Here is a 13,601-nt window from a genome sequence, read left to right as displayed (position 1 = left end):
CGAGCCCGCAGCGGTCGCCCCCGAGCGGGCCGAACCGGCGGTGGTCGCGGCGGCAGTGCCCGGGCCCGCCTCGCCGCCCGCCGAGAGCCCCCCCGCCCGCGGGCCCGGCGGGCTGGACACCGACGCCCTGCGCCGCTCGTGGCCGGACGTGCTCGACTGGCTGAGCCGGCACAAGCGGGTCACCTGGACCTTCGTCGCGCAGAACGCCCAGATCGCCGAGTACGACGGCGAGCGGGTCCTCCTGACGATCTCGACGACCGGGCTCGCCGAGACCTTCCGCCGCGGCGCGCACGCCGAGTACGTCCGGCAGGCGCTCATCGACGTGCTCGGGGTCGACGCGCGGGTCGAGGGCCGCCCCGACGACACCCCGCCGGCCGCCCCCGGGCAGCCGCCGGCCGCCCCCGCGGGGCAGGCAGCGGACCCGGCGCCACCCCCCGCCCAGCCGCCCGCCGGGGAGGCACCGAGCTGGGCACAGGCCCCCCCGTCGCCGGGCACCGCGCCGGAGTGGGCCGCCCCGCCGCCGTCGGCGGTGGCGCCCGCCGGCCCGCCCGAGCAGGCCCCCGCGGGCGAGCACGTCGTCGACGACACCGCCATCAGCGACGACGACGAGTCGATCGAGGACCTCACCGACGTCGGGCTGCCCGTCGTCGAGCGGATCCTCGGCGGCACGGTCATCCGCGAGGACCAGCAGTGAGCCGGGTCGGCTACCGGGTCAGCCACCTCGTCGTCGCGCCGTTCGCCCGGCTGCTGTGGAGGCCCACGGTCACCGGCTCCGAGCACGTGCCCCGCACCGGCGGGGTCATCCTCGCGAGCAACCACCTCTCGTTCGTCGACTCGGTCGCCATCCCCATCGTCGCGCCGCGCCCGGTGAGCTTCCTCGCCAAGTCCGACTACTTCACCGGCTCCGGCCCACTCGGCGCCGTCCGGCGGGGCTTCTTCGAGATGATCGAGGCGATCCCCGTCGACCGGCACTCCTCGCGCGCCGCCCAGGAGTCGCTCGACGCCGCGCTCGCGGTGCTGCGCGCCGGTCGTGCCTTCGGGATCTACCCCGAGGGCACCCGCTCCCGGGACGGGCGGCTGTACAAGGGGCGCACCGGGGTCGCCTGGCTGGCGCTCACCGCCGGTGTCCCCGTCGTCCCCGTGGGGCTCGTCGGTACCGACGCGGTCCAGCCCGTCGGTGCCCGCTTCCCCCGCCCGGCCCGGGTCCGGGTCACCTTCGGCCCGCCGGTCAGCCCCGAGCCGTACGCCGAGCTGCCGGCGGGCAAGGCTCGGCGCCAGCTCACCGACGCCGTGATGGACGCGATCGCCGGGCTCACCGGGCAGGAGCGGGCGGACTGCTACAACGAGCTCCCTCCGGACAGCCAGGGCGCGGCCGTCGGCATCTGAGGGGTGGCTCGGGCGCGTGCCGCCACCGACCGCCGCAGACCCCTCCCGGCGGCGGGGGCATACTGGGGGGAGGTATCCGAGCGACGAGAGGACCCCCCGTGCCGAGCAGCCAGCAGTTCCGCGCCACCGGCCTCACCTGCGACCACTGTGCCCGCGCCGTCACCGAGGAGCTCACTGCGCTCGAGGGCGTGTCGGACGTCGCCGTGACCGTCGTCGCGGACGGCGTGTCCACCGTCCGCGTCACCGGCGAGCGCGAGCTGGCCGACGCCGAGGTCGCCGCCGCCCTCGACGAGGCCGGCGGCTACGCTCTCGCCGGCGCGTGAGCGCGTAGTCTCGGGCACGTGTACGAAGGCGCCGTCCAGGACCTCATCGACGAGCTCGGCAGACTGCCGGGCGTCGGGCCCAAGAGTGCCCAGCGCATCGCGTTCCACCTCCTGCAGGCCGACCCCGCCGACGTCGAGCGGCTCACCCGCGCGCTGACCGAGGTCAAGGCCAAGGTCCGCTTCTGCGCGGTGTGCTTCAACGTCGCCGAGGCCGAGGAGTGCCGCATCTGCTCCGACCCGCGGCGCGACCCGACCTCGATCTGCGTCGTCGAGGAGCCCAAGGACGTCGTGGCCATCGAGCGCACGCGTGAGTTCCGCGGGCGCTACCACGTCCTCGGCGGTGCGATCAGCCCGATCGACGGCGTCGGGCCCCAGGACCTGCGGGTGCGCGAGCTGCTCACCCGGCTCGGCGACGGGACGGTGACCGAGGTGATCATCGCCACCGACCCGAACCTCGAGGGGGAGGCGACGGCGAGCTACCTCTCCCGGATGCTGCGCGACATCGGCGTCGAGCGGGTCACCCGGCTGGCCTCCGGGCTGCCCGTCGGTGGCGACCTCGAGTACGCCGACGAGGTCACCCTGGGCCGGGCGTTCGAGGGCCGGAGGCTGCTCGATGTCTGAGCCCGGCGCCCCCGCCCCCGAGCTCGCCGGCGACTGGGGCCGGCTCGCCGCGGAGACCGCCCTCGAGGCCCGGACCTTCGTCGGCACGCTGCGCGAGGTCGCCTCCGGGCAGGCGCCCGACGCGACGCTGCCGGTGCTCCTCCTGGCCCTCTCGCAGGTGCTGCTCGCCGGGGCCCGTCTCGGTGCCGTCGAGGACGTCCTGCCCGAGGAGCGCTTCGAGCCGGACCCCGGCCCGGACCCGGAGCTGGACCCGCTGCGCGAGGCGCTCGCCAACCTCTTCGAGGGACTCGACGAGTACGCCGACGTCGTGGACCCGCTGACCACCCCCGAGCTCGGCGTCGGGTCGGTGTCCAACGACCTCGTCGACGTCGCCGCGGCCCTCGAGCACGGGCTGGAGCACCACGACTCCGGCCGCCCGCTCGAGGCGCTGTGGTGGTGGCAGTTCAGCTACCTCGCGCACTGGGGCGAACGGGCGGCCGCGGCGCTGCGGGTCGTGCAGTCGCTGCTCGCGCACGTCCGGCTCGACGCCGACGACGAGACCGTCGCCGAGGCCGAGTTCGACGCCCTGCACCCGTAGGCCGCGCTGCCCTCCCGCGGACGCGGGCAGTGACGCGGCGGGTGAGCCGGCCTCGTTACAGTGGGCGGGACCACGCAGCATCACCCTCGGGAGTACCACCGTGCCCATCGTCGTCCAGAAGTACGGCGGCTCCTCGCTCGCCGACGCCGAGAGCATCAAGCGCGTCGCCCAGCGCATCTCGGAGACGAAGAAGGCCGGCAACGACGTCGTCGTGGCCGTCTCGGCGATGGGTGACACGACCGACGAGCTGCTCGACCTCGCCCAGGACGTCAGCCCGATGCCGCCGCCGCGTGAGCTCGACATGCTCATGACGGCGGGCGAGCGGATCTCGATGGCCCTGGTCGCCATGGCGATCACCGACCTCGGGCACAGCGCGCGCAGCTTCACCGGCAGCCAGGCCGGGGTGATCACCGACAGCGTGCACGGCAAGGCGAAGATCATCGACGTCACCCCGGGCCGGATCACCGAGGCCCTCGGCAAGGGGCACGTCGTCATCGTCGCCGGCTTCCAGGGCGTCAGCCAGGACACCAAGGAGATCACCACCCTCGGGCGCGGGGGCACCGACACCACCGCCGTCGCGCTCGCGGCCGCCCTCGGCGCGCAGGTCTGCGAGATCTACACCGACGTCGACGGCGTCTTCACCGCGGACCCGCGCATCGTCCCGAGCGCCCGCAAGCTCTCGCTCATCTCGGCCGAGGAGATGCTCGAGCTGGCCGCCAGCGGCTCCAAGGTCCTCCACCTGCGCAGCGTGGAGTACGCGCGGCGCTTCGACATCCCCATCCACGTCCGGTCCTCCTTCTCGCAGAAGACCGGCACCGTCGTCACCGACCAGCCCGCCCCCGAAGGAGTCCCCGTGGAAGCCCCGATCATCGCCGGCGTCGCCCACGACCGCAGCGAGGCCAAGGTCACCGTCGTCGGCGTCCCCGACCGCACCGGCATGGCCGCGAAGATCTTCGAGTCCCTCGCGGCGGCCGAGATCAACATCGACATGATCGTCCAGAACGTCTCGGCGGTCGAGACCGGGCTCACCGACATCTCCTTCACCCTGCCCAAGACCGACGGCCCGAGCGCGGTCCAGTCGCTCCAGCGGATCCAGCCCGAGGTGGGCTTCAGCCAGGTGCAGTACGACGACCAGATCGGCAAGCTCAGCCTCGTCGGGGCCGGGATGCGCTCCAACCCGGGGGTCAGTGCGGTCTTCTTCAGCGCCCTGGCCGCCGCCGACGTCAACGTCGAGATGATCTCGACCTCGGAGATCCGCATCTCGGTCGTCACCCGCGACGAGCTGCTCGACGACGCCGTCCGGGCCGTCCACACGGCCTTCGGTCTGGACTCCGCCGAGGGGGAGGCCGTGGTCTACGGCGGTACCGGCCGCTGAGGTGACGGCCGTGCAGCACACCGGGCCCGGCCCCACGCTGGGGATCGTCGGTGGCACCGGCGCCGTGGGCGCCGTCGTGCTCCAGATCCTGCCGCTGCGCCGTCACCTGTGGGGGCAGGTGCGCGTCGCCGCCGGCGACGACGAGGTCGGCCGGGTCCTGCGGGTCGGCGACGAGGAGGTCCGCGTCGAGCCCCTCGCGGCGGGTTTCTTCGACGACCTCGACATCGCGATCTTCGACAACCCGCCCTCGATCGCCGCGGAGTGGGTCGAGCTCGCCGCCGAGCGCGGCGTCGTCGCCATCGACAACAGCACGGTCTTCCGCACCGAGCCGGACGTGCCGCTCGTCGTGCCCGAGGTCAACCCCCGCCGGGTCGCCGACCGACCCCGCGGCGTCATCGCCAACCCGGGGGCGACGGTGATGACGATGATCGACGTCCTCGCCGTCCTCCATGCCGGCTGGGAGCTCACCGAGCTCGTCGTCACGACCTTCCAGGCCGCATCCGGGCTGGGCCGGGCCGGCATGACCCGGCTGCACGACGAGCTCGACGTCGTCCACGGCGACCGCACCCTGGGGACCCGTCCCGGTGACGTCCGGCGCCTGCTCGAGCACGAGCTCGGTGCCGACTCGCCCTTCCCGGCCCCCCTCGCGCTCAACGTCGTCCCGTTCGTCGGGCACCACGCCGGCGGTGGCTGGACCTCGGAGGAGAACAAGGTCCGCGACGAGACACGCAAGATCCTCGACCTGCCGGACCTGCCGATCTCGGCGACGTGCGTGCGGGTGCCGGTCATCTCCTCGCACTCGGTGACGCTGCACGCGACGTTCGCCCGGCGGATCAAGGTCGCCGAGGCCCGCCAGGCGCTCGTCGAGGCGCCGGCGGTCGTCGTCCTCGACGACCCCGACGAGCCGGAGTTCCCGACCCCCAACGACGTCGTGGGGGCCGACCCGCGCTTCGTCGGCCGGATCCGGCAGGCGCCGGGCTCGCCGACGACGCTCGACCTGTTCATCTCCGGGGACAACCTGCGCAAGGGCGCCGCGCTCAACATGCTGCAGACCGCCGAGCTCGTCGCCGCCGGTCTCTGACCGGGCCGCCCGCCGGGCGGCCGCCTCCACGCGGGCCCCCGATCCTTGCCAGAATGGTGACGTCGTACCGTCCACCCACGAAGGAGCCCTCGTCATGACCGTCCGGACCGTTGCCATGCTCACCGCCGGCGGCCTGGCCCCGTGCCTCTCCTCGGCCGTCGGGGGGCTCATCGAGCGCTACACCGAGGTGGCGCCCGACGTGCGCATCATCGCCTACACCAACGGCTACGCCGGCCTGCTCAAGGGCGAGTACGTCGAGGTGACCGAGGAGGTGCGCGCCAAGGCCCACCTGCTGCACCGCTTCGGGGGCAGCCCGATCGGCAACAGCCGGGTGAAGCTGACCAACGTCGAGGACTGTGTCCGGCGCGGCCTGGTCCAGGAGGGGCAGGACCCGCTGCACGTCGCGGCCGAGCAGCTGACCACCGACGGCGTCGACGTGCTGCACACCATCGGCGGCGACGACACGAACACGACCGCCGCCGACCTGGCGGCCTACCTGCACGAGAACGACTACGAGCTGACCGTCGTCGGGCTGCCGAAGACGATCGACAACGACATCGTGCCGATCCGCCAGAGCCTCGGCGCGTGGACCGCCGCGGAGCAGGGCAGCCGGTTCGCCCAGAACATCGTCGCCGAGCACTCCTCCAACCCGCGGATGCTCGTCGTCCACGAGGTCATGGGCCGGCACTGCGGCTGGCTCACCGCGGCGACCGCGGAGGCCTACCACCTGTGGGTGGCCGAGCAGGACTTCGTCCCCGCCATCGGCAACGACCCCCGCGCCTGGGACGTCCACGCGGTCTTCGTCCCGGAGCGCCCGATCGACATCAAGGCCGAGGGCGAGCGGCTGCGGGCGGTCATGGACGAGGTGGGCTGCGTCAACATCTTCCTGTCCGAGGGTGCCGGCGTGTCCGAGGTCGTCGCCGAGCTCGAGGCCGCAGGCCAGGAGGTTCCCAAGGACCCGTTCGGCCACGTCCAGCTCGACAAGGTCAACCCGGGCGCCTGGTTCGCCAAGCAGTTCGCCGAGGTGCTCGGCGCGGAGAAGACGATGGTCCAGAAGTCCGGCTACTTCTCCCGCTCGGCGCCGGCCAACACCCGCGACCTGGCCCTGATCAAGGAGTGCACCGACCTGGCCGTCGACTGTGCGCTGCGCGGCGAGCCCGGCGTCATCGGCCACGACGAGGAGCGCGGCGACGAGCTGCGTGCGGTGGAGTTCCCCCGGATCAAGGGCGGCAAGGCCTTCGACCCGCAGGTGGCGTGGTTCGCGGACCTGCTGGAGTCGCTCGGCCAGTCCTGACCGCGGAGGCGGTCCGCCCGCGCGGTGGACCCCGGGGCGCGTCCGCCGGGGCCCACCGCGGGTCACGGAGGCGGGGCGCAAGCCGGCACCCGGCGCTCACCGTGGGTGGGTGTGTACCGTCCCCTGCGACGGTCACGCCACCAGTCTGCCGTGTTCCGAGGCCGGTGTCGGTAGCGCGTGCCCCCGAGTCGACGGTGGTGCAGGCACCACCGTCGCTCATCGCCCGTCGCGGGGGAAACGGCCCTCGACGGTCGTGCCGGCACCCGGCGCCGAGCGGATCGTCACGACACCGTGCGCGGACTGCCCGCGGTCGCGCATCCCGGTGAGCCCGTGGGCGTCCGGTCGGTCGTCGACGTCGAAGCCGCACCCGTCGTCGGTGACGGTGAAGGTGAGCGTCGGCGCCGTCGGCGCACCGGTCTCGGCGACGGTGACCCGGATGAGGGAGCCGCCGGAGTGCCGGTCGGCGTTCTGCATCGCCTCAAGGCAGCAAAAGTACACGGCGGCCTCGACGTCGCGGGGGTAGCGCTGCACCCCGTCGACGTCGACGAGGCACGGCAGCCGGGTGCGGCGGGCCGCGGCCGAGAGGGCTCCGGCGAGCCCCTGCTCGGCGAGCACCGTCGGGTAGATCCCGTGGGCGAGGTCGCGCAGCTCGCGGATCGCGGCCTCGAGCTGGGGCTGGAGGCCGTGGGCGAGCTCGCGGGCCCGCACCGGGTCCTTCTCGATCACCCGGCCCAGCCGGCCGATGTCCACGGCGAGGGCGGTCAGCCGTTGCTGGGCACCGTCGTGCAGGTCGCGCTCGATCGCGCGGCGCGCCTCGATGCTCGCGACGGCCAGCCGGGCGCGGGACTCCTCGAGCTCGCGGCGCTGGCGCGCGAGCCGGGCGACCGCGTCCCGGATGCCGACGACGATGATCGCCGCGACGAGCACCGTGAACACCCCGACGAGCACCTCGGACATCGGGGACGGCGGCTCGTGGACGGCCTGGCCCTCGCGCCTGCTCTCGCCGAGCATCACGAGGGCGCCGGTGAGCAGGACCGACGTCGGCAGGAGCGTCCTGCGCGTCCGCGGCCGGAAGGCGTCGGTGAGGACGAGGGAGGGGATGTGCAGGACGAGGAGGGCCACCGGGGTGAGGAAGGGGGTGGTCCAGGTGAGCGCGAACGCGACGAACCACGTCGCACCGACGGCCGTGCCGGCGGCCACGGCGAGGCGGCCCCGCCGGGCCAGCACGAGGGCGACGCCGTACGCCGTCCCGCCGATCGCGAGGGTCAGGACGTCCCGCCGCAGCGAGTCCGACGGGCCGATGACGAACCGCAGGAGGACGAGCAGGAGGACGGAGAACCAGATTCCGACGACGTTGACCCACAGGTAGGACTGCACCCGCGCCGCGGTCGAGCCGCGCAACCGGGGCATCCGCAGACCCCAGGCCCGCCGGGTCGGCGAGCTCACGGCGTGCGGTGGACGGGCCGGGCGACGGGCGTGGCGCTGTCCCCGAGGTAGAGCAGCACCGCGGCGACCCGTCGGTGCGTCGCGTCGCCCGGGGGCAGGTCGAGCTTGCTGAAGATCGAGTTGATGTGCTTCTCCACCGCCCGCGAGGTGACGCCCAGGTGTCCGGCGATCGCGGTGTTGGAGTCCCCGGTGGCGATCAGCCCGAGCACCTCCCGCTCGCGTGCGGTCAGCCGCGCGACCGGCCCGGCCTCGAAGCGCATCCGGTGGCGCATCAGGGCGTCCACGACGTGCGGGTCGATGACGCTGTCGCCCCGCTGGACGGCCACGAGCGTCGCCACGAGCTGGTCGACGTCGGAGACCCGTTCCTTGAGCAGGTAGGCCCGTCCGGTGCTCCCGCCCGAGACGAGCGCGAGCGCGCCCTCGGCGTCGGCGTGCTGCGAGAGGACGACGACGCCGAGCCCGGGGTGGGTGCGCCGGAAGCGCTCCGCCGCCCGGATGCCCTCGTCGGTGTGCGTGGGGGGCATCCTGATGTCGGCGAGCACGACGTCCGGCGCCGAGGTCTCGACCGCCGCGACGAGCTCGTCGAGGTCGGCGGCGGTGCGCACCTCGCCGACCGCCTCGTGCTCCGCGAGCGCGGCGGCGAGCCCCTGGCGGAGGAGCGCGTTGTCCTCGGCGAGGACCACGGTCATCCCTCCCATGCCGGCATCGTAGAGACCTGGCGGCGGGCCCGGGCCCGGTCGCCCACATCCGGGACCGGCGCCCTGCGTCCCGGCGGCACCGTCCCGACGGTGTCGGCGAACCCCTTCCCCGCGTGTGCGATTCTGGTCGGGCCGAGCGACGCCACCCGAAGGAGGCTCTCGTGACCCAGGTCGACCCGACCGTCGTTCCGGTCCACGGCCAGCCCGCAGGGGTGCTCGGAGGTCTCGGGCCGGCAGCGACCGTGCACTTCCTGCGGCGGGTGGTCGAGCTCACCGACGCGGACAGGGACCAGGACCACGTCGACCTCCTCGTGTGGCAGCACGGCTCGATCCCGGACCGCACCGGCTTCCTGCGCGGCGAGAACGAGAGCCCCGAGCCGGCGCTCGTCGCCGACGTCGTCGCCCTGGAGCGGGCCGGCGCCACGTTCGTCGCGATCCCGTGCAACACGGCGCTGGTGTGGGTCGAGCAGATGCGCGCCGCGGTCGGCATCGAGGTCCTCGACACCGTCGACGAGACGGTGGCCGCCGCCCGCACGGCCGTGCCGGGCCTGGGCCGCCTCGGGGTGCTCGCGACCGACGGGACGCTCGCCGCCGGGACCTACGCGAACGCCGCCGCCCGGGCGGGCGTGGAGCTCGTGCTCCCCGAGGACGCCGTGCAGCGGGAGACGATGAGCATCATCTACGACGGTGTCAAGGCCGGTCGGCCGGTCCCCCGGGACCGGTTCGACGCCGTGGTCGGTCACCTGCGCGAGCGGGGGGCCGAGGCCGTCGCCCTCGGCTGCACCGAGCTGTCGGTCCTGCGCGGCGAGCTCGGGGTCGAGGACCCCACGGTCGTCGACTCGATCGACGCCGTCGCGGCGGCCACCATCCGCCGGGCCGGGGCCGCGCTGCGCGGCTGAGGCGCCGCCTCAGCCGTTCCCGCCGGCCAGCACGTCGGCCCAGCGGGCCTCCCCACCGGCCGAGAACAGGTCGGTGCCGACGACGACCCAGTCCGCGCCGGCGCGCTGCGCGACCTGCACGTGCTCGCGTCGCACGCCGCCGTCGAGCCCGACGCGGCGGGTGGGGGAGGCCGACCGCAGCGGCGCGAGCTTGTCGAGCACCTCCTCCTGGAAGGCGCTGCCCGCCGCGCCCGGGGTGATCGTCATGCACAGCGTGGCCAGCCCCGGCGGCACCACCTCGGGGGGAGTCAGCGGAGAGATCGCGAGGCCGGGACGGCAGCCCCGGCCCAGGACGCGCTCGAGCGCCTGCTGCCAGCCGGGGGCCTCCGCGTGGACGACGACGAGGTCGCAGAACTCGGTCCACGGGTCGACCTCGGCCACCGGGTCGGTGACCATGAGGTGGGCCTCGGCGGCCATCCCGGTGGCCTCGGTCAGGGTGAGCGCCTCGGCCGCCGTGAAACCGCCCGCGGCGGCGAACCGGCCGTCGGACCGGTCCCAGTGCAGTCGGCGCAACCCGGCTGCGCCGAGCCGCTCGAGAGCCGGTGGCCGGTCGGCCGCGGGGACCGACCACAGCGATCCGGCGACCTCAGGCATCGTCGTCCCCGACGATCTCGGCCGCGAGGGCGTGGTCGGTGACCAGCTCGGTGATCAGCCCGGCACCGGCGACCGCGCGGACCGCCGTCGCCTTGGCCGCCCCGCCCGCGACGCCCAGGACCCGGGGGACGGCGCGCAGCTGCTCGTCGGTGATGTTGATGGACCGCCGCTGCAGCTCGGGGTAGGCGAGCGAGCCGTCCGCCCGCACGAGGAGCCCGGCGATGTCGGCGACGCACCCGTCGGCGATGGCCCCGGCGAGGTCCTCCAGGGAGAGCACGTCGTGGACCTGGGAGAGGACGGCATGCCCCTCCCCCCGTGGCTTGTCCCAGGCCCCGACGGAGAGCAGGGCGGTCGTCACGGACGGGAACAGCTCCATCGCCGAGGCGATGTCGGCATGGCTGCGCAGCCCCTCGGCGGTCTCGACGTCCGGGGTGATCAGCGGGGCGAAGATCGGGTAGACCCGGCCGCCGGAGCGGCGGGCGACGTGCCGGGCGACCTCGATCGGCGAGGAGTCCAGGTCGCCCGCGACCACGCCGGTCAGCTGGACGATGGACAGCCGGGGGAGGTGCTCGAGCTGGCTCGTCGTGGCCGTGAGGGTGCGGCCCCACGAGACCCCGAGCACCTCGTCGTCGGCGAGGGTCTCGCTCAGGTGAGCGGCCGCGGCGGCGCCGATCTGGCGTCGCATGGTCTCGTCGTCCCCGTGGGAGCGCACGACGAGACAGCGCGTGAGGCCGAGGACCTCGTTGAGGCGGGCGCTGAGGACCGGGTCCGGCAGACCCCAGTCGTGGATCTCGATGGTGACCACGCCCTCCTCGCGAGCGCGCGACAGCAGGCGGGAGACCTTGAACCGGGAGATGCCGAAGACCTCGGCGATCTCGACCCGGGAACGCTCCTCGACGTAGTAGGCGCGGGCCACCGCCGCGAGGAGCCCGATGTCCCGGGCGGTCTCCGGATTGCTCAGATGAGCGTCTTGGTTACGGTTCGATGACATATGAGCACCCACTGTGGTTGACCGATTCGGCCCTGCGTAGGCTCAAACGTACACCGGAAATGCACATGTGAGCAGAAGTCCGGGATGACACGAAGGAGTGCAGTGGGCGTCAGCGACGACATCCTCGCGGTGGCCCGTGGCCGCCTGCTCGCCGAGGCCGAGGCCGTCCGCGCGCTCACGACGTCCATCGACGACACCTTCGTCACCGCGGCCGCCCTGGTCCTGCACTGCCGCGGCAAGCTGTTCATCGGCGGGTCCGGCACGTCCGGGACGGTCGCCCGCCGGATGGCGCACATCCTCTCGGTGACCGGCACCCCCGCCGTCCCCTTCTCGCCCATGGACAGCCTCCACGGCTCCTCGGGCGCGATCCTCCCCGCGGACCTCGTCCTGCTCATCTCCAACGGCGGTGCCACGACCGAGGTGCTCGAGTGTGCGCGGATCGTCCAGGCCCGAGGGGCCTCGGTCATCGCCCTGACTCGCGACCACGCCACCCCCCTCGCCCGGCTCGCCGACCACAGCGTCGTCGTCGCGGTCGACCCCGCCGCCGAGCTCGGGCGGGTCGTCGCCACCGGCATCACGATCGCCCAGAGCGCCTGGGGGGACGCCCTGGCCGAGGTCGTCATGCGCGGCCGCGGCTACACCTGGCGCGAGTTCATGACGACCCACCCGGCCGGGGCCGTCGGCCGGCTCGAGGACCTGCCGCCCGAGCTGCCCGCCCTGACCATCCCCGACGTCGACCCTGCGCAGGGGGACCGGCGATGAGCGAGGTGGTCCTCGGGGTCGACAGCTCGACCCAGTCCTGCACCGTCGAGGTGCGCGACCTCGTGACCGGCGCGCTGGTGTCCACCGGGCGGGCCTCCCACCCGGCCACCCGGCCCCCGGTCAGCGAGCAGCGCCCCGAGAGCTGGTGGCAGGCGCTCGTCACGGCGGTCCGGGACGCGCTGCGCGGCCACGACGTCCGGGTCCGGGGCATCGGCGTCGGAGCCCAGTGCCACGCCCCGGTGCTCACGGGCGCCGACGGGCAGGTCCTGCGGGCGGCGAAGCTGTGGAACGACACCACCTCCGCGCCGCAGGCGGCCGCGATGCTGCGCGCCTGGGGCCCGGGGCGGTGGACGGCGGAGGTCGGCATCTCGCTCTTGGCCTCGGTGACGGTCGCCAAGCTCGCCTGGCTCGCCGAGCACGAGCCGGAGACCCTGGCGCGCGCCCGGCGCATCGCCGTCCCCCACGACTGGCTGACCTTCATGCTCACCGGGCGGCACGTGACCGACCGGTCGGACGCCTCGGGCACCGGCTACTTCACCGCCGAGACGATGACCTGGCGCACCGAGATCCTCGAGGAGTTCGTCGGCGAGCGGGACTGGCTCCCGATGCTCCCGCACGTCCTCGGCCCGGACGAGGCGGCCGGCACGCTCACCCCGGCGGCCGCGGCCGAGCTGGGCGTCGACCCCGACGTCGTCGTGAGCGCAGGGGGCGGCGACCAGCACCTGGCGGCTCAGGGGATCGGTCTCGAGGAGGGCGAGATCGCCTACAGCCTCGGGACCTCGGGGGTGGTGCTCGCGACCAGCCCGCACCGGGTGGCCGACCCCGCCGGCCAGGTCGACGGGGTCGCCAACGTCACCGGCGGCTACCTGCCGCTCGTGTGCACCCTCAACGCCACCAAGGTCACCGACGCCTTCGCCCGCCTGCTCGGGGTCGGCCACGACGAGCTGAGCCGGCTGGCGCTCGCGGCGCCCCTGGCCCCCGACCGCCCGGTGCTCGCCGCCTACCTCGACGGCGAGCGCTCACCCCAGCTTCCGCAGGCCCGCGGGATGCTCTCGGGGCTCTCGGGCGACGTCACCCGCGAGCAGCTGGCCCTGGCCGCCGTCGAGGGCGTCGCCCTCGGGCTGCTGCGGGGCGAGCGCCTGCTGCGCGCCCACGGCATCGAGGCCTCGGGGCGCAGCCTCCTCGTCGGTGGCGGTGCCCGCTCGGCCGCCTACCGGCAGGTGATCGCCGACCTCACCGGGCGGCCCGCCGTCACCGTCGACGCCCCGGAGGGCACGGCGCGGGGGGCGGCCGTGCAGGCCGCCGCCGTGGTGCGCCACGAGACGGTCGCCGGTCTCACCCGCGAGTGGTCGCCCCCGGTGACCTCGTGCACCGAGCCGGTCGCGGACCGCTCGGCGGTGTGGGAGCGCTACCTGCGCCTCGCCGACCTGCAGTCCACGGGAGAGACCTACTAGGAGCACCCGTGACCCCAGACCCCCACGGCACCCAGCGTGCCGACGCAGCGGCCCAGCCGGC

The 13,601-nt window shown here is 74.3% G+C and carries 14 protein-coding genes and 1 pseudogene; 11 read left to right on the top strand and 4 right to left on the bottom strand.

What is annotated here, in order from left to right:
• The 8 genes and pseudogenes from G8D98_RS14465 to G8D98_RS14430 form a co-directional block, all read left to right on the top strand.
• Positions 1-694 (top strand): annotated as a pseudogene (locus G8D98_RS14465) (DNA polymerase III subunit gamma and tau); the annotation flags it as partial.
• Complete coding sequence (locus tag G8D98_RS14460) at positions 691-1,386, top strand: lysophospholipid acyltransferase family protein (protein WP_166104906.1); 696 nt, start codon at positions 691-693, stop codon at positions 1,384-1,386. The pseudogene G8D98_RS14465 and the gene G8D98_RS14460, both read left to right, overlap by 4 nt.
• A 98-nt stretch (positions 1,387-1,484) precedes the next feature.
• Positions 1,485-1,709, top strand: a complete 225-nt coding sequence (locus tag G8D98_RS14455) for a heavy-metal-associated domain-containing protein (RefSeq protein ID WP_187566574.1) — start codon at positions 1,485-1,487, stop codon at positions 1,707-1,709.
• Positions 1,710-1,727: 18 nt separating this feature from the next.
• Complete coding sequence (recR, locus tag G8D98_RS14450; protein ID WP_166104905.1) at positions 1,728-2,330, top strand: recombination mediator RecR; 603 nt, start codon at positions 1,728-1,730, stop codon at positions 2,328-2,330.
• The gene (locus G8D98_RS14445) at positions 2,323-2,907 is read left to right on the top strand and encodes a DUF5063 domain-containing protein (RefSeq protein WP_166104904.1); all 585 of its coding nucleotides are present in this window, start codon (positions 2,323-2,325) and stop codon (positions 2,905-2,907) included. The genes recR and G8D98_RS14445 overlap by 8 nt, the downstream gene beginning before the upstream one ends.
• A gap of 100 nt (positions 2,908-3,007) precedes the next feature.
• Positions 3,008-4,282 (top strand): aspartate kinase, encoded by a 1,275-nt coding sequence (locus G8D98_RS14440; protein ID WP_166104902.1) that lies wholly within the window; start codon positions 3,008-3,010, stop codon positions 4,280-4,282.
• 10 nt (positions 4,283-4,292) lie between these two features.
• On the top strand, positions 4,293-5,363 hold the full coding sequence (locus tag G8D98_RS14435) for an aspartate-semialdehyde dehydrogenase (protein ID WP_229661960.1): 1,071 nt from the start codon (positions 4,293-4,295) through the stop codon (positions 5,361-5,363).
• Positions 5,364-5,457: 94 nt separating this feature from the next.
• Positions 5,458-6,657 (top strand): pyrophosphate--fructose-6-phosphate 1-phosphotransferase, encoded by a 1,200-nt coding sequence (locus G8D98_RS14430; protein WP_166104880.1) that lies wholly within the window; start codon positions 5,458-5,460, stop codon positions 6,655-6,657.
• Between the two features lie 216 nt (positions 6,658-6,873).
• Here G8D98_RS14430 and G8D98_RS14425 read toward each other — a convergent pair whose 3' ends face one another.
• A complete protein-coding gene (locus G8D98_RS14425) occupies positions 6,874-8,103 on the bottom strand; it encodes a sensor histidine kinase (RefSeq protein WP_166104877.1) in 1,230 nt (409 codons plus the stop codon).
• Positions 8,100-8,801 carry a response regulator transcription factor gene (locus tag G8D98_RS14420; protein WP_444980897.1) on the bottom strand — a complete coding sequence of 234 codons (702 nt, stop codon included), beginning with the start codon at positions 8,799-8,801 and terminating at the stop codon, positions 8,100-8,102. The genes G8D98_RS14425 and G8D98_RS14420 overlap by 4 nt, the downstream gene beginning before the upstream one ends.
• Positions 8,802-8,962: 161 nt before the next feature.
• Here G8D98_RS14420 and cuyB point away from each other — a divergent pair, with 161 nt between their 5' ends.
• Positions 8,963-9,700, top strand: a complete 738-nt coding sequence (cuyB, locus tag G8D98_RS14415; protein ID WP_166104875.1) for a cysteate racemase — start codon at positions 8,963-8,965, stop codon at positions 9,698-9,700.
• Between the two features lie 9 nt (positions 9,701-9,709).
• Here the strand turns inward: cuyB and G8D98_RS14410 are convergent, their stop codons facing one another.
• Both G8D98_RS14410 and G8D98_RS14405 read right to left on the bottom strand, forming a co-directional pair.
• Positions 9,710-10,333, bottom strand: coding sequence for a beta/alpha barrel domain-containing protein (locus G8D98_RS14410; protein ID WP_166104872.1), 624 nt, complete (start codon positions 10,331-10,333; stop codon positions 9,710-9,712).
• Positions 10,326-11,324: a sugar-binding transcriptional regulator gene (locus G8D98_RS14405; RefSeq protein ID WP_166104869.1), complete on the bottom strand. Its 999-nt coding sequence runs from the start codon at positions 11,322-11,324 to the stop codon at positions 10,326-10,328. Before G8D98_RS14405 ends, G8D98_RS14410 begins: the two co-directional genes overlap by 8 nt.
• A gap of 102 nt (positions 11,325-11,426) precedes the next feature.
• Here G8D98_RS14405 and G8D98_RS14400 point away from each other — a divergent pair, with 102 nt between their 5' ends.
• The gene (locus G8D98_RS14400) at positions 11,427-12,086 is read left to right on the top strand and encodes an SIS domain-containing protein (RefSeq protein WP_166104867.1); all 660 of its coding nucleotides are present in this window, start codon (positions 11,427-11,429) and stop codon (positions 12,084-12,086) included.
• On the top strand, positions 12,083-13,540 hold the full coding sequence (xylB, locus tag G8D98_RS14395) for a xylulokinase (RefSeq protein ID WP_166104864.1): 1,458 nt from the start codon (positions 12,083-12,085) through the stop codon (positions 13,538-13,540). The genes G8D98_RS14400 and xylB overlap by 4 nt, the downstream gene beginning before the upstream one ends.
• Positions 13,541-13,601 lie beyond the last annotated feature (61 nt).

It is taken from the genome of Phycicoccus endophyticus (assembly GCF_011326735.1).
Taxonomy (GTDB): domain Bacteria; phylum Actinomycetota; class Actinomycetes; order Actinomycetales; family Dermatophilaceae; genus Phycicoccus; species Phycicoccus endophyticus.
Note: the sequence above shows the minus strand (reverse complement) of the source record. Positions and strands in the feature narration are given on the sequence as shown.